Origin of the sequence: Streptomyces sp. SLBN-8D4, from assembly GCF_049739545.1 — a bacterium.
GTDB lineage: Bacteria > Actinomycetota > Actinomycetes > Streptomycetales > Streptomycetaceae > Streptomyces > Streptomyces canus_C.
The window spans coordinates 4738090-4755717 of record NZ_JBMGQC010000001.1 but is presented as its reverse complement, the minus strand read 5'-3'; the positions used below and the strand labels follow the sequence as shown (position 1 = coordinate 4755717).

General features: G+C 72.1%; 15 protein-coding genes. 7 read left to right on the top strand and 8 right to left on the bottom strand.

The annotated features are described in order from the left end of the window. Positions 1-21 precede the first annotated feature (21 nt). The 3 genes from RKD20_RS21405 (at position 22) to RKD20_RS21395 (ending at position 2779) form a co-directional block, all read left to right on the top strand. Positions 22-1245, top strand: a complete 1224-nt coding sequence (locus RKD20_RS21405) for a sensor histidine kinase (RefSeq protein WP_424879136.1) — start codon at positions 22-24, stop codon at positions 1243-1245. Between the two features lie 80 nt (positions 1246-1325). Further along, on the top strand, positions 1326-2129 hold the full coding sequence (locus RKD20_RS21400) for an inositol monophosphatase family protein (RefSeq protein ID WP_424879135.1): 804 nt from the start codon (positions 1326-1328) through the stop codon (positions 2127-2129). A gap of 119 nt (positions 2130-2248) precedes the next feature. Beyond that, positions 2249-2779 carry a TerD family protein gene (locus RKD20_RS21395; protein ID WP_020119345.1) on the top strand — a complete coding sequence of 177 codons (531 nt, stop codon included), beginning with the start codon at positions 2249-2251 and terminating at the stop codon, positions 2777-2779. A gap of 36 nt (positions 2780-2815) precedes the next feature. Here RKD20_RS21395 and RKD20_RS21390 read toward each other — a convergent pair whose 3' ends face one another. Beyond that, positions 2816-4150 carry a hypothetical protein gene (locus tag RKD20_RS21390; RefSeq protein WP_424879134.1) on the bottom strand — a complete coding sequence of 445 codons (1335 nt, stop codon included), beginning with the start codon at positions 4148-4150 and terminating at the stop codon, positions 2816-2818. A gap of 294 nt (positions 4151-4444) precedes the next feature. On the opposite strand from RKD20_RS21390, the gene RKD20_RS21385 reads away from it, so the two are divergent. Then, entirely contained in the window at positions 4445-4666 is a 222-nt protein-coding gene (locus RKD20_RS21385; protein ID WP_007383474.1) for a hypothetical protein, read from the top strand. A gap of 567 nt (positions 4667-5233) precedes the next feature. Beyond that, positions 5234-6445 (top strand): acyltransferase family protein, encoded by a 1212-nt coding sequence (locus tag RKD20_RS21380; RefSeq protein ID WP_424879133.1) that lies wholly within the window; start codon positions 5234-5236, stop codon positions 6443-6445. An 89-nt stretch (positions 6446-6534) separates the two neighbouring features. On the opposite strand, the gene RKD20_RS21375 is transcribed toward RKD20_RS21380, so the two are convergent. The 6 genes from RKD20_RS21375 to RKD20_RS21350 all read right to left on the bottom strand — a co-directional run bounded on the left by RKD20_RS21375 (position 6535) and on the right by RKD20_RS21350 (position 13692). Further along, a complete protein-coding gene (locus tag RKD20_RS21375; RefSeq protein ID WP_424879132.1) occupies positions 6535-7638 on the bottom strand; it encodes an ABC transporter permease in 1104 nt (367 codons plus the stop codon). Positions 7639-7701: 63 nt separating this feature from the next. Next, positions 7702-10137 carry a SpoIIE family protein phosphatase gene (locus RKD20_RS21370; RefSeq protein WP_424879131.1) on the bottom strand — a complete coding sequence of 812 codons (2436 nt, stop codon included), beginning with the start codon at positions 10135-10137 and terminating at the stop codon, positions 7702-7704. A gap of 225 nt (positions 10138-10362) precedes the next feature. After that, complete coding sequence (locus RKD20_RS21365) at positions 10363-10665, bottom strand: SCO5918 family protein (protein ID WP_007383478.1); 303 nt, start codon at positions 10663-10665, stop codon at positions 10363-10365. Positions 10666-10756: 91 nt separating this feature from the next. Beyond that, positions 10757-12187 (bottom strand): DEAD/DEAH box helicase, encoded by a 1431-nt coding sequence (locus RKD20_RS21360; RefSeq protein ID WP_424879130.1) that lies wholly within the window; start codon positions 12185-12187, stop codon positions 10757-10759. Between the two features lie 204 nt (positions 12188-12391). Beyond that, a complete protein-coding gene (locus tag RKD20_RS21355) occupies positions 12392-12595 on the bottom strand; it encodes a cold-shock protein (protein WP_007383480.1) in 204 nt (67 codons plus the stop codon). Between the two features lie 500 nt (positions 12596-13095). Beyond that, positions 13096-13692, bottom strand: coding sequence for an NADPH-dependent FMN reductase (locus tag RKD20_RS21350; RefSeq protein WP_424879129.1), 597 nt, complete (start codon positions 13690-13692; stop codon positions 13096-13098). A 113-nt stretch (positions 13693-13805) separates the two neighbouring features. On the opposite strand from RKD20_RS21350, the gene RKD20_RS21345 reads away from it, so the two are divergent. Together RKD20_RS21345 and RKD20_RS21340 are read left to right on the top strand one after the other, a co-directional pair. Further along, positions 13806-14642 (top strand): helix-turn-helix domain-containing protein, encoded by an 837-nt coding sequence (locus RKD20_RS21345; protein ID WP_424879128.1) that lies wholly within the window; start codon positions 13806-13808, stop codon positions 14640-14642. A gap of 210 nt (positions 14643-14852) precedes the next feature. Further along, the gene (locus tag RKD20_RS21340; RefSeq protein ID WP_424879127.1) at positions 14853-16172 is read left to right on the top strand and encodes a phosphatase PAP2 family protein; all 1320 of its coding nucleotides are present in this window, start codon (positions 14853-14855) and stop codon (positions 16170-16172) included. Here RKD20_RS21340 and RKD20_RS21335 read toward each other — a convergent pair. Further along, positions 16127-17455: a helix-turn-helix domain-containing protein gene (locus RKD20_RS21335; RefSeq protein WP_424879126.1), complete on the bottom strand. Its 1329-nt coding sequence runs from the start codon at positions 17453-17455 to the stop codon at positions 16127-16129. The two genes, RKD20_RS21340 and RKD20_RS21335, sit on opposite strands and share 46 nt — an antisense overlap. Positions 17456-17628 lie beyond the last annotated feature (173 nt).

Sequence of the window (17628 nt, the reverse complement as noted above, 5' to 3'; positions counted from 1 at the left end):
GCCCACCCACCGGAGACCCCGATGACCACCAGCCCGGAGCGGCGCTACACGGACCGCCTGGAGGAGTTCGCGGACCGCCGTCCCTTCCTCGTCGACCTGGCGCTGATCGCGGCACTGATGGGATCGGCGGTCCTCGGAGCCTCGCTCACCCTGCCCAACGCCGACCCGCCGGGCGACCACAGGGCCGCCGTCCTCCTCCTGGGGGTCTCCTGCCTGGCCCTGTTCCTGCACCGCACCCACCCACGCGTCACCGTCGTGGTGAACGCGGTCTGCGCCACCGTCGTGATCGCCCAGGGCTATCTGCTCACCCCCCTCCTCCTCGCCCCGGTCATGGCGTCCCTGTACTGGCTGGCCACCCGCACCGAACGGGGAACGATCCGCCGCTTCGGCTTCGCCACCATGGCGGCGCTGACCGTCGCGGCAGCCGTGTCCGACTCCATGGACCACGTGTCGCTGCTGCTCCGCACGATCGGCCCGTTCTTCTGGCTGCTGCTCCCGCTCGCCGCCGGCACCATGACCCGACTGCGGCGGGCCTACCTCGAGGCCACCCAGGCCCGCGCCGAGCACGCCGAACGCACCCGGGAGGAGGAGGCGCGGCTCCGGGTCACCGAGGAACGCATGCGGATCGCCCGGGAGCTGCACGACGTCGTCGCCCACCACCTGGCCCTGGCCAACGCCCAGGCCGGCACCGCAGAGCACCTCGCGCTCGCCAACCCGCGGCAGACCCAGCAGATCCTGCACGACCTCACCGGCACGACCTCCTCCGCACTGCGTGAACTGAAGGCCACGCTCGGTCTGCTGCGGCAGACCGACGACGAGGGCGCCCCGCTGGAGCCCGCCCCCGGCCTCGCCCGGCTGCCGGAACTGGTCTCCTCGTGCGCCTCCGCCGGGATCACCGTCACCGTCGCCACGGAGGGCGAGCCGCAGCCCCTCTCCCCGGGCGTGGACCTGACCGCGTTCCGGATCGTGCAGGAGGCGCTCACCAACGTCACCAAGCACGCGGCCACCCAGGCCGCGCACGTCCGCTTCGTCTACGACGGCCCCCGCCTCCTCATCACGGTCACCGACGAGGGCCCGCCCACCGCGGCCGCCGAGCCGTCGAAGGGCTTCGGCGTCATGGGCATGCGCGAACGCGCCCACTCCATCGGCGGCGAACTGCGGGCGGGACCGCGCCCGGAGGGCGGCTTCGAGGTGAGCACGGCCCTGCCCCTGCAACCGTCGGTGAGCGGCGACGAGGTGGGGTGAGGGGCGGGGCAGCGCGGTGGGGCAGGGGCCATCCGGGGTTCACCGGAAGGTCGCCGGCCGCCGGGCGCCGTCCCCGTAGGGTGGCCGGCATGGCTGACGTGGATCTCGACAGGGCCCTGGAGGTCGCGACGGAACTCGCGGCCTGGGCGTCGGAGGCGATCCGGCGCCCGCGCGACCCGGGTGCCGAGGTGCGGGAGAAGGACGGGCCCGCGGACATCGTGACCGCCACCGACGAGGCGGTGGAGACGCACACCCGCGAGGTGCTTGGGCGGGCCTTCCCCGACCACGGGATCGTCGGCGAGGAGTACGGCACGACGGAGGGCGCCGCCGGGGCCCCGCACTGGGTGATCGACCCGGTCGACGGCACCACCAACTACGCCCACGGACTGGGCTGGTGCTCCTTCTCGCTCGGTCTGGCCGCCGCCGACGGCACCCCGCTGCTCGGCGTGGTGGCGGACCCGTGGCGCGGCGAGACGTTCACCGCGGTCCGGGGCCGCGGGGCGTATCTGAACGGCACCCGGGTGCACGCGGCCGCCCACACCACCCTCACCGGCCATGTCTTCCTCACCGAGTGGGCCGCGCACGCCCATTGGCCCGGCATGGACGCCCTCCTCGCCGAACTCGCCGACCGGCACTGCACGGTGCGCGTGATGGGTTCGACGGCCCTCTCCCTCGCACAGGTCGCGGCGGGCCGGGCGACGGCGGCGGCGATCGGCGGTTTCCACGCGGTCGACGGACTCCCGGCGCTGCTGATCGCACGGGAGGCGGGAGCGGTGGCCCTGCCCGAACTCCCCTCCCACAACCAGCCGTTGCTGCTGGTCGCGCCCGGCGCCGCGGAGGAGACGGCCGACCTCTGGCGCAGCTCGGGTGCGGAGGCCGGCTGACGGCTCCTGGGCGAGACCCGACCAGGAGACAACCGTCAGGGAGGCATCAAGAAGCCGTCCGGAGCACATACTTCAACAAGCGGGCTAGTCCCGGGGGAACTTCGACGGGGAGCGGCTTGATGCATGCCGATGGTGCGGGTCTCGGCAAGGTCCAGGTGCGGCTCAAGTGGGATCCGAGCCCCTACGGGGAACCGGCCCGGCATCTCGACATCGTCGCCGCGACCTACGCGGCGGGCGACCCGTACGGGCGGCCGGAGTACGTCGTGCACACCGAGAGCCGCTCGCCGGACGGCACCATCACCATGACCCGGCACAGCGAGACCGGCCTCGGCCTCGGCTTCGTCGAGGTGATGGAGCTGGAGTTCGAGCGCCTGTCGTCCGCGTACGGGCGGGTGGTGGTCGGTGTCGCCATCCATCAGAACGGCGGCCCCCGCACCTTCGGCGATCTCACCCACGCGGGGGTGCTCGTCGTCGAGGGCTACCGGCAGCTGCTGGCCGACGACTTCGCGGGCGTCGCGGACGCCACGGCCGCGACGATCGCGGAGTTCACCCGGGACGCGTCCGGGGCGTGGCACCTCGGGGAGCTGATCCGGGGCTTCGACAGCAACCCCGCGGGATTCATGGCGGAGATGGGCGGTGTACGCGGGTGAGGGGGCCGGGCCGCCCCCTCACCGCGGTCACCGCCGTCAGGCGGACGGGTTGACGACCACCTTGGCCGAGTTGTTACGGGTGTTCGGGTCGAAGGCGAAGGCCGCGCTGCCGTCGTAGGGACGGACGACGACCCGGCCCGTGGCGTCGGGGATCACCTGGTCGACCCGCAGCCGGAACGGGAACCTGACCTTCAGGTCGGGCCTGGTCCAGGTCGGCAGGGTGCAGACGTAGTGCGGGACCGCCGGGTTGTCGGCGGACGGCGCGCCGGTGCGGCAGGTGCTGGGCACGGAGGTGGCGGTGGTGCCCGGCGGGAGGTAGTAGTCGATCGCGGGGATCGGGTCTCCCGAGGCGACGTCGGCGACCCAGGCCGGGCCGCGGTTGACGAAGCGGAAACCGGCCGTGACGGTGTCGCCCTGCGCGCCGCTCACCTCGGTGCCGTGCACAGCGAAGTCGGCGGTGTTGTCGGCGTCGATGTGCCAGGCGCGGCCGTTGTCCGAGCTGTCGAGGTCGGCGACGTCACCGGCGGGCTCGACCTCGTAGTCGAACCGCTCGTGCAGCGCGTGGCCGGTGACCGCGAGCCGCAGCGGCTCGGGCAGCTCCACGGCGGCGCCCGGCGCGACGTCGGTGTCGAAGGAGCAGGTCACGTGGGTCATGGGCGGGTACTGGGTGTCGGCGTCGTCCGGGCCGGTGTAGGTGCACTGCGGGTAGCGGGTGATGACGTCGAGGCCGTACGTCGCCCACAGCTGCACGGTGAAGCCGTGGGCGGTCTCGTTGCCGGTGTTGGTGACCGAGAACGGCACGGTGAGGTCGGTGCCGGGCGCCACGCCGGAGACGTCCTGCGGGGCGCTGACACCGAGGTCCGGGCCGGAGCCGACGGTCACGAAGGTCTCCGTGGAGTACTCCGGGACGGTGAGCGTGCCGTCCGGGCCACCGGTGGCCGTGGCGGAGTACTCGATCGCACCCTGCGTACCCACGGCGGCGCCGGCGACGGCCCGCACCCTCAGCCGCACCTGCGGGCTGTAGCGGACCGGCACGTCGCCGGTGTCGCAGACGGCGACGGTGCCGGCGTCGTCGGGCACGCAGTTGTCGGGCCAGGCGATCTCGGCGACCCCCGCGAGCCCGGAGGCGTCGACGGTCAGCCGCCCGTCGGTCACGGTGACGTCGCTGTTGTAGTGCTGAAGCCCGAGCGCCATCGACCGGTACTGCGCCGCACCGCCGTCACCGGGCGCGACGACGACCGCCTGCTCGTAAGGGGCCTGGATCTCCAGCCCGTCACTGGGCGCCGCGTCATCGGCGAACGCGACTCCGCTCCCGAGCCCGGCGAGGACCAATGCCCCCGCGACCGCACGCCCGACGACGACAGAACTCATGACATCCCCCACATGGGACAGAAGGACCCCGGCACTGATCAACACCGGGCGCAGGTTGGACCCCCACCCGCTCCGAAGGTTGCCCCTGGCCAGGGGGTTCTTACCTATTTCTTGATCGGCGGGGAGGAGGGACCCCCGAGGGAAACGGCAAGCGCGAATCCCGGCCACCTCGGTGCGCAGGGCCCTTCTCGGCGATCTTCGCGACGTGCATCGTGGGCCCTGGCCAGTTGCGTGTTCGTATCGGTCCTGGACAGACGGCGCGGGCCGGGCGGCCGTAGGCGCATACTGAGGAGGATGACAAAGCCTGCTGCACAGAAGCGTCACTTGCCCACCAGCCCCTTCAAGGCACCGGTCGCACCCGCTCCCAAGCACTTCGCCGTGGGCGACCAGGTCACACACGACATGTACGGTCTCGGCCGCGTGATCGGCGTCGAGGACGGAATCGCGGTACTCGTCGATTTCGGCTCGTCGCAGATGCGGATCCTGAGTCCGTACTCGAAGATGACCAAGCTGTAGGAGAAAGGACCCTCTCTCATCGATCTGACCTCGCTGTTCTCGGCGCCCGAAGGGCAGCCCCAGCGCACCCCCGCGGCCCTGCCGCCCCCCACGACCAACCCCTTCCAGGCCCCGGACTTCGGGGACGACGAGGACGAGACCTTCCCGCGGCCGGAAGCGGAAGCGGCCTAGTTCCCCGCCTCTGCGTCGGGCCGCCTCACTGGCTCGCGACGCACGCGCCTGGCCAGCCAGGGGGCCCGGACCCTGGCAGTAGACCTCGCCCCGAGTCCGCGAGGTCAGCGGACTTCCGCCGGCCGTACCTTCGCCGCGTCCGCTTCCGCGCGCCCGTCAACACGCCGGCGCGCAGTCCCTCGTACGCCTGGACAGCCCCCGACCGCTCGGTCGACCCCCCGCCGCCCTCCCCGCGCCCCGGACTGTGTCGCGCGGGTCTGAGGGCACCCTGTGTGCGTGCTGTGGCCAGTCGGTGATTCCGCACAGTCGACGCCCAGGGACGCATGCGAGCGTGATTTCCGGTTAGGCGCACCGGGATTACTCGATTCAGCGGGCAGGTGAGAAGAGATCTCTTTCATGGCGAAGGCACCGGACTCGACAGCCGTGGCGGACACCGAGCAGGAAGGAGTCCGCAGACCTCCGGCCCCGGTCGCACCCCGTGCGAGCCGGGGTTTTCCGTCCGCGGTGTCCCGCACCGGCCGGGTGAGCGGCCTGGACGGACTGCGCACCCTCGCGGTCGCGCTGGTCATCGTCCACCACGTGGAGCCCGAGGTGCTGCCGGGCGGCGCGGTCGCCGTGGACGTCTTCTTCACCATCAGCGGCTTCGTCATCACCCGTCTGCTGATCGCCGAGTACGTCCGCCGCGGCGGCGTCTCCCTCATGTCGTTCTACCGCCGCCGCTGGCTGCGGCTCGTCCCCGCCCTGCTGGCCCTGTGCGCGGTCTGCGTGCTGCTCGCGTCGACGACGTCCCTGTGGGGCTTCGACGGTTCGCTCCAGGCCACGGGTCTGTCGGCCGCCTTCCTCACCAACGTCGTACGGGCCATGGAGTCCGGCCCCTACTCCGACCTCACCAGCCCGCTCGCGCACACCTGGTCCCTGGGCGTGGAGGAGCAGTTCTACCTGCTGTGGCCGCTCGCCCTGCTCTTTCTCCTACGCCGGTTCCGGGCCCGTACGGTCCTCCTGTGCACGGCCGCCCTGTGCGTGCTCCCCCTGCTCTGGCGCTGCGTCCTGTGGAACCCGGAAGCGGCCCACCGCATCTACAACGGCACCGACACCCGCGCCGACCAGCTGCTGGCCGGTGCCCTGGTGGCCGTGGCCCTGGCCCGCCTGCGCTCCGACGACCCGCGACTCGCCCTGCTGCGCACCTGGTCCGCCCGCCTGGCCTGGCCGTCCCTCGCCCTGCTGGCCCTCATCGCCTGGCAGGTACCGGTCACCGAGGACCTCGGCCCGTGGACGGCCGCGTGGTACACCCTCGGCTTCCTCGCCGTGGCCGCCCTCTCCGCCACCCTGGTCACCGCCCTGGAACTGCGCCCCGAGAACCACCTGTCCCGCCTGCTCGCCCTGACCCCCCTGGCCTGGGTGGGCCGCAACCTGAGCTACGGCATCTATCTCTGGCACTACCCGGTCGTACGGCTCCTCGCCTCCCTCGGCGTCCGGGAGGGCCGGCTGGCCGCGACGGTGGTCCTGACCCTGCTGATGGCCCTGCTGTCGTACTACGCCATCGAGAAGCCGTTCCTGCGCAGGGCACACACGGCGAGGACACCGGTGCCGGCCCTGGCGGCGGCGTAGGGCCGCGGGGCCGGTTCAGCTGAAGGGGACGGCGAGAACCGCACGGGGACCGGACCGCCCGCGCCCCGTGCGGAACGCCGTACTCCCTGTCAGACGGCCACCGAAGCCTGCGCCCCGGATCCCACCTCCGCGGCAGCCCTCCGCTCCTCCCGCCACCAGGACGCCCCCCAGGCCAGCACCGCTCCGCCCACCGCGTACGCCCCCAGCACCCACAGCGCCGAACTGGTCGCGTGTCCCGAGAAGTACACCGTGTTGCGGACCAGGGTCGTTCCGGCGCCCGGCGGCAGCGCCTGGCCGATCGCGCTCCAGAAGGGCGGGAGGAGGGGGGCCGGGTAGACGCCGCCCGAGCTCGGGTTGCCGAGGACCACGAAAAGGAGGATGACCAGGCCGGTGCCGAGCAGGCCCAGCAGGGTCTGCAGGGCCAGTGCCGTGGTCGCCGAGGCCAGGACGGTCAGGGTTCCGATCGCGCTCAGGGCCCAGAAGTGGCCGCCCAGGGCGTCGAACACCGGACCCACGATCACCGCTCCGGCCACGCCCGACACCACCGCGTACGGGATCAGGGCCGCCAGCCGGATCAGGGTGCGGGGGCGGTTCGCCGGGCGGGAGCCGGACGCCATGCCCATGATCGTGGCGGTGAGGTAGCCGCCGATCACCCAGCCCAGGACCAGGTAGAAGGACGTCATGCCGCGGCCGTCGCCGGAGTTGGGGGAGCGGATGTCCGTCACCGTGATCCGGCGCTTCTCGGACGCCTCGATCTTCTGGGCGATCTGGGTGGCCGTCTGGGAGACCGACGGGCCGCCCGCCGAGGCGACGAGCAGGGTGTCCTCGGTGCCCTTCGGGTTGAAGAGGAAGGCCGCGTCCGTGCGGCGCGTCATGACCCACTCGCGGGCAACGGCCGTACTGGGGGCCGCCGTTGCCTTCACCGGTTCGCCGTCCAGCGAGTTCAGCTGCGCGACGATCTTCGCGGACGCCTGTTGGGGGGCCACCACGGCCACGGGGATGTGCTCGGGGGTGGGGGAGTGGAAGGCGCCGACGTACGAGAGGACGAAGGCCAGTTGGACCAGCAGGCCGCCGAGGACCAGGCCGAAGGCCCGGAACGTCACGGCGTCCTTGAACTCCGCCGCGAAACCAGGGGACTTGGGGGCCGGCTCCGTGGGGGACGGGCCGGTGGAAGGGCTGGAGGGTGCGTTCACGGGCGCATCGTCGCACAGAGCGGTGAATTCACCGTTCCGGTTGCCGTCCCGCGCACACCGTGCCTACCCCTCCAGTAACCCCAGCTCCGCCCAGATCGTCTTCCCCGTCGCCGTCTGCCGGCTCCCCCACCGCTCCGCCATCTGCGCGACCAGCAGCAGCCCCCGCCCGCCCTCGTCGAACACCCGCGCCCGCCGCAGGTGCGGAGCCGTGCTGCTGCCGTCGGAGACCTCGCAGATCAGCGCATGGTCACGGATCAGTCGGAGGACGACCGGGTCGTCGCCGTAGCGGACGGCGTTCGTGACGAGCTCGCTGACGATCAGTTCCGTCGCGAAGGACGCTTCATCCAGGCCCCACGCCGTCACCTGCTCGCTCGCCCACTTGCGGGCCCGTGCGACCGCCGCCGGGTCCCGCCGGAGGTGCCAGGTGCGGACCTTCGCCGCGTCCAGGGCCGAGGTGCGGGCCAGCATCAGGACGATGTCGTCGGCCGGGCGGGCCGGCAGCACCGTCCGCAGGACCTCGTCGCAGGTCTCCTCCAGCGGGCCCGCCCTGTCGGCGAGGGCCCCGCGCAGCAGGTTCAGGCCGACCTCGATGTCGCGGTCGGCCGTCTCTACCAGGCCGTCGGTGTAGAGGGCGAGCAGGCTGCCCTCCTCCAACTCCACCTCCATGGACTCGAACGGCAGGCCGCCGAGGCCGAGGGGCGGGCCGGTCGGGAGCTTCAGGAAGCGGACCTCGCCGTCCGGGGTGACCACGGCCGGCGGCGGGTGACCGGCGCGGGCCATCGTGCAGCGGCGGGAGACCGGGTCGTAGACGGCGTAGAGGCAGGTGGCCCCGACCTCGCCCGGTGTCGGGGCGTCCGCGCCCCCGTCGCGGGTGTCCGGCCCCTCCTCCCGGTCGAGCCTGACGACCAGGTCGTCGAGCTGGGTGAGGAGTTCGTCGGGGGCGAGGTCGACGTCCGCGAGGGTGCGTACGGCCGTGCGCAGGCGGCCCATCGTCGCTGAGGCGTGGATGCCGTGGCCCACCACGTCGCCCACGACCAGGGCGACCCGGGCGCCGGACAGCGGGATGACGTCGAACCAGTCCCCGCCCACGTCCGCGCCGGAGCCCGCCGGGAGATAGCGGTACGCCACCTCCATGGCCGCGAGGTCCGGCGGCCGCTCGGGCAGCAGGCTGCGCTGGAGGGCGAGCGCGGTCCGGCGCTCGTGGGTGTAGCGGCGGGCGTTGTCCACGCTCACCGCGGCCCGCGCGACGATCTCCTCCGCGAGCAGCAGGTCGTCCTCGCTGAACGGCTCCGTCGTACGGTGCCGCAGGAAGTGCACCAGGCCCAGGGTGACCCCGCGGGCGCGCACCGGCACCATCAGCACCGAGTGGATCATGTACTTGGCCACGGTCTCGGCACGCGCGGGGGAGGACTCGATCCACTCCCGCATCCCGGGGTCCAGGGGCCCCGGCCGGTTGCCGCGACCGGCGATCAGGGCCCGCATCGGGGGCGTGCCCACCGGGTAGAACGTCCGCTCGCCGGTGGGGACCACCGACTCCGGGCAGCCGTCGAGGACCGACCGCTGTGCCGTACGCCGCACCGTGACCGGCCGGTCCGGGGGCACCGGTTCCGGTTCCTCGCCGAACGCCACCGACTCCAGCAGATCCACGGTGACGAAGTCCGCGAAGCCGGTCACGGCCACCTCGGCCAGTTCCTCGGCGGTCCTGGCCACGTCCAGGGTGCTGCCGATGCGGAGGCTGGCGTCGTTGAGGATGGAGAGGTGGCGGCGGGCCCAGTACTGCTCGGTGGTGTCGAAGACGGCCGCGGACAGGCCCCGCACCGCGCCGCTCCCGTCCTTCAGCGGGGAGAGGAACATCGACCAGGCGTGGCCCTGCACCTCGCCGGGTGCCTGTCCGAAGTTCTCGTGGAAGAGCGGCTCACCCGTGCGCAGCACCTGCCGCTGGAGGCGGTCGTACTCGTCGAAGGGCGGGTTCGGTTCGATCTCCCACAGGGTCAGCCCGCGCATCTCGGCCACGCTGCGGCCCATCATCCGGGTCATGACCTCATTGGCCGCCACCAGCCGGGCCTCGGTGTCGTAGACCGCCACCGGCACGGGCAACTGCGCGAGCGTGAGGTCCCACAGGGCCTCCGCGTCCGGTTCGACGGGCCCGGCCATGTGCTCGGGGGCGGCGGTCACCAGCCACGGTCGCGCGCCCTCGCCGTCCGCGAGCGGTATCGCCTTCAGCCGTACGACGACCCGGCCGCCGCTCCGGTGCCGCAGCGCGACCTCGGTGGCCCAGCGCCGGCCCTCGGTGACATGGCGGCGCGCGGTCTCGGGCAGTTCGGCGGCGAGCAGTCCGGTGGCCGGGTGTCCTACGACCTCATCGGCCTCGTATCCGAGCAGCTGACGGGCCCCGGCGCTCCACACCGTGATGGTCCCGGTGGCGTCGACGACGACCGCCAGGTCCTCGGGTACGCGTCCCTCCACGGTGCCTCCGGGTGTGCCGCCCCTGCTGTTCATGCTCCCAGCGTCCCGCCGCACAGCTCCCGGCTCAAGCGATGTCGGACGACGACAAGCAATGACAGGGGGAACACGGCGGCTCTGCCGTGGGGAGCCGCAGTCTTGCACGGGGTGGTGGGGAGGGGGAACGGAAAGGGGTGATCTCCGTTCCGGCGGCTACGGAGACGGGCGCCGCACGGCGGGAGGGAGCGGTTGCGTGACCGCCGTGCCGTGCGCCCGGACGCGTCAGCCCAGCGGGGTGTCGGCCCAGGGCAGGGAGGCCGCCGGGTCGTTGAAGGCTTCCTGGCGGGGCGGCTGGACCTCGTGGCAGGTGAAGCCGAGCCGGGTCAGCGCCCGGCCCACCTCGTGGGCGGTGAAGTCACGGCGGTCCTGCCGGGTGATGACCTGACCGACCTGCTTGACCGGGTAGACGTGGGGGCCGACGGTCACGCACAGGCCGGTGGCGGGTTCGGGCTGGATGCCGGTCATCGACCTCTCGACCTCGCTCATGGTCAGGTCGAAGGGAAAACGTGCGATGACGATGCGCATGGTGCCTCCACGGGGAGCGGTCGGGACGTGACGGTGAGAACGGCCAGGGTGCGGCCCTGTTCGTCTCCTTCTCGACGGGGACGTCGTACGGCTATCGGCTGCTGGGGGTGGAGCGGCGGCGGCCCCGCGCGGAGCGGCTGCTGCGGTTGCGTCCCGCGGGCCCGGAGCGCCTCGGGGTCTCGGCGGGCGCCGGGGCGGGGAGGACGACGGGCACGCCGGAGGGGGTGCGGGCGCCGGTGATGCGGTTGAGCTCCGCCTCGCCGGGGCGCACCCGGGTGATCCGGGCGGTGACGCCGGCGTCGGACATCAGACGGTCCACCGAGCGGCGCTGGTGCGGCAGGACCAGGGTGACGACGGTGCCGGACTCGCCGGCGCGGGCGGTACGGCCGCCGCGGTGCAGGTAGTCCTTGTGGTCGGCCGGCGGGTCGAAGTTGACGACGAGGTCGACGTCGTCCACGTGGATGCCGCGGGCCGCGACGTTGGTGGCCACCAGGACGGTCACCTGGCCGTCCTTGAACTGGCCGAGGGTCCGGGTGCGCTGCGGCTGGGACTTGCCGCCGTGCAGCGCCGAGGCCCGCACGCCCACCGACAGCAGGTGCTTGGCCAGGCGCTCCGCCGCGTGCTTGGTGTCCAGGAACATGATCACGCGGCCGTCGCGGGCGGCGATCTCGGTGGCGGTGGCGTGCTTGTCGTCGTCCCGCACGTGCAGGAGGTGGTGGTCCATGGTGGTGACGGTGCCCGCGGACGGGTCGACCGAGTGCACCACCGGGTCGTGCAGGTAGTTGCGCACCAGCCGGTCGATGTTGCGGTCGAGCGTGGCGGAGAACAGCATCCGCTGGCCGTCGGGGCGCACCTGGTCGAGCAGGGCCGTGACCTGGGGCATGAAGCCCATGTCGGTCATCTGGTCGGCCTCGTCCAGGACGGTCATCGTCACCTGGCTCAGGCTGCAGTCGCCGCGCTCGATGAGGTCCTTGAGCCGGCCGGGCGTCGCCACGAGGACCTCGGCGCCGGCCCGCAGCGCGGACGCCTGGCGGCCGATCGACATGCCGCCGACGACGGTGGCCGCGCGCAGGCGCAGTGCCCGCGCGTACGGGGTGAGTGCGTCGGTGACCTGCTGGGCCAGTTCGCGGGTCGGGACCAGGACCAGGGCGAGCGGGTGCCGGGGTTCGGCGCGCTGTCCGTCGAGGCGGGCCAGCAGCGGCAGACCGAAGGCGAGGGTCTTGCCCGAGCCGGTGCGGCCACGGCCGAGGACGTCACGGCCGGCCAGGGAGTTCGGCAGGGTGGCCGCCTGGATGGGGAAGGGCGTGGTCACACCCTCGGCCAGGAGCGCGGCCTGCAGACGCTCGGGCAGGTCGAGGTCGGCGAACGCCTCCACCGCGGGCAGGGCCTCGGTGACGGTGGTGGGGAGGGTGAACTCGCCGCGGGGAGCGGCGGCCGGGCGGGAGCGCTGGTGGCTCGCGCCCCGGGAGCGGAGGTGGGACGCGTTGTTCCCGTTGTTCCCGGTACGGCGGGTGCGGTTCATGGGAGGGGAACCCTTCCTCGATGCGTGCGGCACGTGTCGAGGAATTCCTCCGAAGGCGCGATTGAACCGCGCGAGAATTCGCAAGAAAGAGCCGGGGAAAAAGAAGAAAATCAGATTCTTCAGGACAATCTGATTCTTCGGGGCAATGGGACAGGGCCCGCACCCCAAGAGTGCGGGCCCCAGCCGTGAAGATACGCGTCAGCGTCAGGCGGGAACGATGTTCTCGGCCTGCGGGCCCTTCTGGCCCTGCGTGACGTCGAAGGTAACCTTCTGGCCTTCCTGAAGCTCGCGGAAGCCGGAGGTGGCGATGTTCGAGTAGTGCGCGAACACGTCGGCGCCGCCGCCGTCCTGCTCGATGAAGCCGAAGCCCTTTTCCGCGTTGAACCACTTCACGGTGCCAGATGCCATATTGAATCTCCCTAGGGGGCAGTGCCGGGACCCGCACTGTACGGACCCCGAGTCGCCGCGATGGACTCCCCTCCGGAAGACCCGGAAAGACGCCGGTGAATCTCATAGAAATTCGCCGGAAACCAAAACTGCAACTTTTATCACGGTAACACATGGTAGGCGGACGGATCTACGGCGACCCGAGTCCCGGTGGCGGCCGCTCCGAAAACTTCGTCGCGTCCCGCACGTGATTCTGTCGCGACGGCGACAGTTATTCGTCGGGCTGTCGACGCGGGGTGGTCTTCACCGCCGAGACGCTTCGGCGGGCCCGGCGCCTCCGATTGGGGGGCGAGCGGGGTTGTGACGCCGAGGCGGCCCCAATCCTTGCGTCGGTGCCCACGTATATGTAACTCCGTCACACCAGATTTTCGCGCCCGACCGAACCGCCCGAAAACCCGCCCCGGACGCCACCGTGATCCATCACACGCGTGGACGTCGACGGGGGGAGGGCAGGAGCTCGCTCACACCGGGTACGGCGTCGTCCCGCGCGCCGAGTGCAGGGCGCCCGCCCACCAGAACAGCTGCTCCAGCAGGGTCTTGGCGTACCCGGGGGCCTCGGGGTCGAGGGGGCGGCCGTCCTGCCACGCGGTGAAGTAGTTGGGGAAGGCGAGTCCGTCGCGGACGGTGACCGCGTGCAGTTCGGTCAGCACGTTCTCCAGGTGCAGCACCGCGTGCCGCCCGCCGGCAGCACCGCCGTAGCTGACGAAGGCGACCGGCTTGGCCGTCCACTGGGTGAAGTGCCAGTCGATCGCGGCCTTCAGGGACGCCGGGTAGCTGTGGTTGTACTCCGGCGTGATCACGATGAACGCGTCGGCGCTCTCCAGAGCCGACGTCAGCGGCGCCATCCCGGCCGGCCGCGGGTAGTCGTCCCCGGCGTACTTCGGCGACACCGCGGGCAGCGACAACGGGACGTCGATCCCGGCCAGATCGACGACCTCCACCTCGAAACCCCCGTGCGCCGCGGCCTGTTCGGCGACCCACGAGGCCACGACCGGCCCGAACCGCCCTTCCCGGACGCTGCCGACGATGACCACCAGTTTGTATGTGTCGTTTGCCATGCCCACCACGATCGAACCCCGCCGCGGGCGCAGCCAGACCAGGCTGAGGCTGGCCCCCGCAGGGCCAGGCTGAGCTCTCCGCGGACGGCGGGACAGCAACCTATGCTCGGGCCATGGGGACACCACTGGGGGATTTCGTCCGGGCCAAGCGGGACAGTGTCCAGCCGGAGTCGCTGGGCCTGCCGGACCACGGCCGCCGCAGGTCACCGGGGCTCCGGCGATCGGATCTCGCCGGCCGGGCGGGCATCAGCGTCGAGTATCTGACCCGCATCGAGCAGGGCCGCGACCGCCATCCCTCGATCGCGGTGATCAACGCCCTGGCCGACGGGCTCAGCCTCGACCCCGCGGAGCGCGACCACCTGCGCTATCTGGCGAAGATCAGCGGCGGTGAGTGCGTCACCCACACCCGGCCCGCCCCGCCGTCGCGCGAGGTGCGGCCGTCCGTGCTGCGGACGCTGAGCCTGCTGGAGCCGGGCATCGCCCTGGTGACCAACCGGATGGGCGACGTCCTCGCCCGCACCGGCGCGTTCGACGCGGTGACGAGCGGGACCGGACTGCTCGACTCCGACACCCCGAACCTCACCCGGTACGTCTTCACCGACCCTCGCGCCAGGTCCTTCTTCGCCGACTGGGACGACGTCGCGGACGAGCGGGCCTTCGATCTGTGGCTGGGCCCGTCCCTCGACTCCTACGAGTGGTTCACCGCGGAACTCGCCCCCGTCGCCGGCCCCGACCTCACCCGCCGCCTGCACCGGCACGTCGTCCCGCAGCGCGGGGACCTCCGGCTCCGGCACCCCTCCGGACGCGAACTCCGGCTGGTCCGCGAGACCCTCGAACTCTCCGCGGACGCACAACAGCTGGTCGTTCTCCTCCCCGCCGACGGGGCGACGGACCGGGCCGTCGAGGAACTCCGCCGCCCGGCCCACGGCGGGCTGCGCGCCATCTCCTGACGTGAGCACCGGACGGTGTTCGATTACCGCCGTATGTCATACCCTGCATCTTCGGTGAGCCGGGCTTCTCAGGGGGGACACAGGAACCCGGACCGCGATCCTTCCCTCTTCCTCAGTCGGGTGGGCGGTTCTCTGACGAGCATCTAGTGAAATTGGCCGAAATTGATACAAATGCCACCGCAGATTCGTTCGCGGGCGAGACTCTGGGCCGTGGCGGCCGTCGTGGCCCTCGGCTTCTTCGTCGCGATGGAGCTCACCGCACATCACTACGGCCTGCCGGGACCGCTCGGCACCCAGATGCGCGAGTTCGTGTACCCGCCCAAGTCGGGCCCCCTGCTGTACGCCGGCCTGGCCCTGATGATGGTGGTGCTCACCTGGCGGCAACGCTTCCTCGCGATCGGTGCCGCGGTCGGCATCGACCTCGTCATCGCGGGGGTCCGGTGGGCGTGCGACATCAAGGTGACCCACGGCCACCCCTTCGGCAACGGCGCGCTGTGGGTGATCGTCGGCTGCGCGGTCATCGCCCTCACCCGCCGCACCGGCCCCGAACGCGTCCTGCTGCTGAAGGGCGTCGGGCTGGGCCTGCTGCTGGTGGCCGGCCGCAAGACCGGTGACACCTGGCTGCTCATCACCGCGAAGAGCCGGCCGCTGGTGCTCGACCCGTACCTGGCGAACGCCGACCACGCCCTGGGCAACCCGTCATGGCTGATGGGCCGGCTCGTCACGGCCACCGGAGCGGTCGGCTTCAACTTCCTCGACACCATCTACGGCCAGCTCGCGGTGGCCGCGGTGGTCGTCGCGCTGTACCAACTGCGCCACGTGGCTGCGGAGCGCCGCTTCCCGCGCCACCACCTGGTGCGCACCTTCCTGCTGATCGGCCTGCTCGGACCGGCCATCTACATGATCTTCCCGGTGGTCGGCCCGGTCTTCGCGTACGGCACCGGCACCGACCACTGGGCGTCGATCGCCCTGTGGTCGCCGCAGATACCGAGCGACGGCCACTGGGCGGTGGCGAACCTGTGGCCGCAGACACCGCCGCCGATATCCGCCCCGCACTCCATACCGTTCGACGGGGTCACCCCCCGCAACTGCATGCCCAGCCTGCACACGGCGTGGGCCACCGCGATCTTCATCCATTCCCGCAAGGGCTCCCGGTTCCTGCGGTACGCGGGCACCTTCTGGCTGGTCGCCACCCTCAGCGCCACGCTGGGCTTCGGCTACCACTACGGCGTGGACCTGGTCGCCGGCGTGGTGTTCACCCTCACCATCGAGGCGGGAGTGCGCTCGTTCGACCGAGGCTGGGACCACGCCGGGCTCCGGCTGACCGCCTACGGTACGGCGGTCTTCGTCGCGCTCCTGGTGTCGTACCGCTTCCTGCCGGTGCGGATGGCCGAGTACCCCTGGCTGGCCGGGCCGCTCGTCCTGCTGGCGATGGCCTCGGTGATCTACGGCTACACACGGACCGTCGCCCGGTGGGAGCCGGCTCAGCCGCCCGTCCGCGCGATCCACTCGCTGCTGCCCAGCGGATAGTCGTAGCCGGGGCGGCCCACGTCGGCGCTGGTGCGGAACGGCCTGCCGTCGTCGTCGATGTGGACGGTGCCGCTCCGGTCGCCGCTGGACCAGTCCAGGCTGAGGTCCCAGCGGACGTCGTGCGCCCTGGCGCGGGCGGTGACGTAGAAGACCTCCGGGTCGGACTCGCTGACCTTGTACGGGAAGTCGCGCTGGCCGTTCTTCACGGTGACCCTGGGGTTGCCGTCGTCCAGGTCGATGTCGAACGACTTGGTGCCGACACCGCCTCCGCAGCCGACGCCCATCGAGTAGTCGTTCCAGGCGAGCGGCGCGTCCTTGCCGAGGAAGCGGACGTGCAGGGCGTTCAGGACGACGGTCTTGGCGCCGGTGCCCTGGACGGTCAGCGCGATCCGCTGCTCGCCCGAGGAGACCGCCCCGTACGCGGCGGCCCAGCGCGGCGCGTCCTGCTCGGACGCCGGCGGGCCGACCTGCTCGGGATCGCTGTCGACGAGGAAGTGCTGGCTGCACGGACTGTCGTAGACGTAGGGGCGGACACCGACCGTGAGCGGTACGGCGTCGGTGGCGCCGCCGCCGGTGGACCGGCCCGCGCCCTGCTTGCCGTCACCTTTCGAGGCGCCGGACCGTCCGCCCCCGGCCCCGGCCGTCCGGGTCGGGGAGGCGGTGGCCGACGTGGACGGCTCGTGTCCGCTCCCGTCGGCGGACCGGCCGGCGGAGGGCTGCCGGGGGGCGCCCACGTCCAGGGTTCCGGTGGACGCCGGCAGCGAGGTGTCCCCGGCGCGGATGCCCGTCGGACGCAGGGTGTAGGTGCCGATGCCCAGCGCGGCGACCACCGCGAGGGAGGCGATCAGCGCGGTACGGCGACGGCGGAGCCAGGAGCGGTGACGGGACGGCGTGGTCTCGGCCGCCCTGTCGGTGACCACCGGCTCGCGGTCCTCGGCCTCGGCCGACTCGGCCCCCTCCGGACCGGCCGAACCCCCCTCCTGGGCGGGTTCCTTCGCCAGGGCGGCCTGGTCCGGCCTGCGCCCCCGTTCCGCATCCGCCAGGATCCAGCGCCGGTGCAGCTCCACCAGCTCCTGCGGTGCGGCCCGGCAGACCCGCGCGAGACGCTCCACCGGGGCGTAATCGACCGGCACCGCCGTGCCGTTGCAGTAGCGGTGCAGCGTCGACGTACTCATGTGCAGACGCTTGGCGAGCGTCCCGTAACTCAGCCCCGACCGGTCCTTGAGCTCCCGCAGCAGCTGCGCGAACGCCTCCGTCCGCTCGGTCCCCGTTGCCCCTGACACCCGTTCCCCTCAACCCCCCGCATCCCAGTCCCGCATTCCAGGGTCAGTGCGTTCCCCCTGGTCAGAGCCCATTTCGGCGTTCCAGTGTCCCCAACTGCCCGCTGAACGTGGCGGTCGGGACGGATCACCTCACAAGCTTCGGTCATCCAATCACCACCGCCACCCGAACTCCG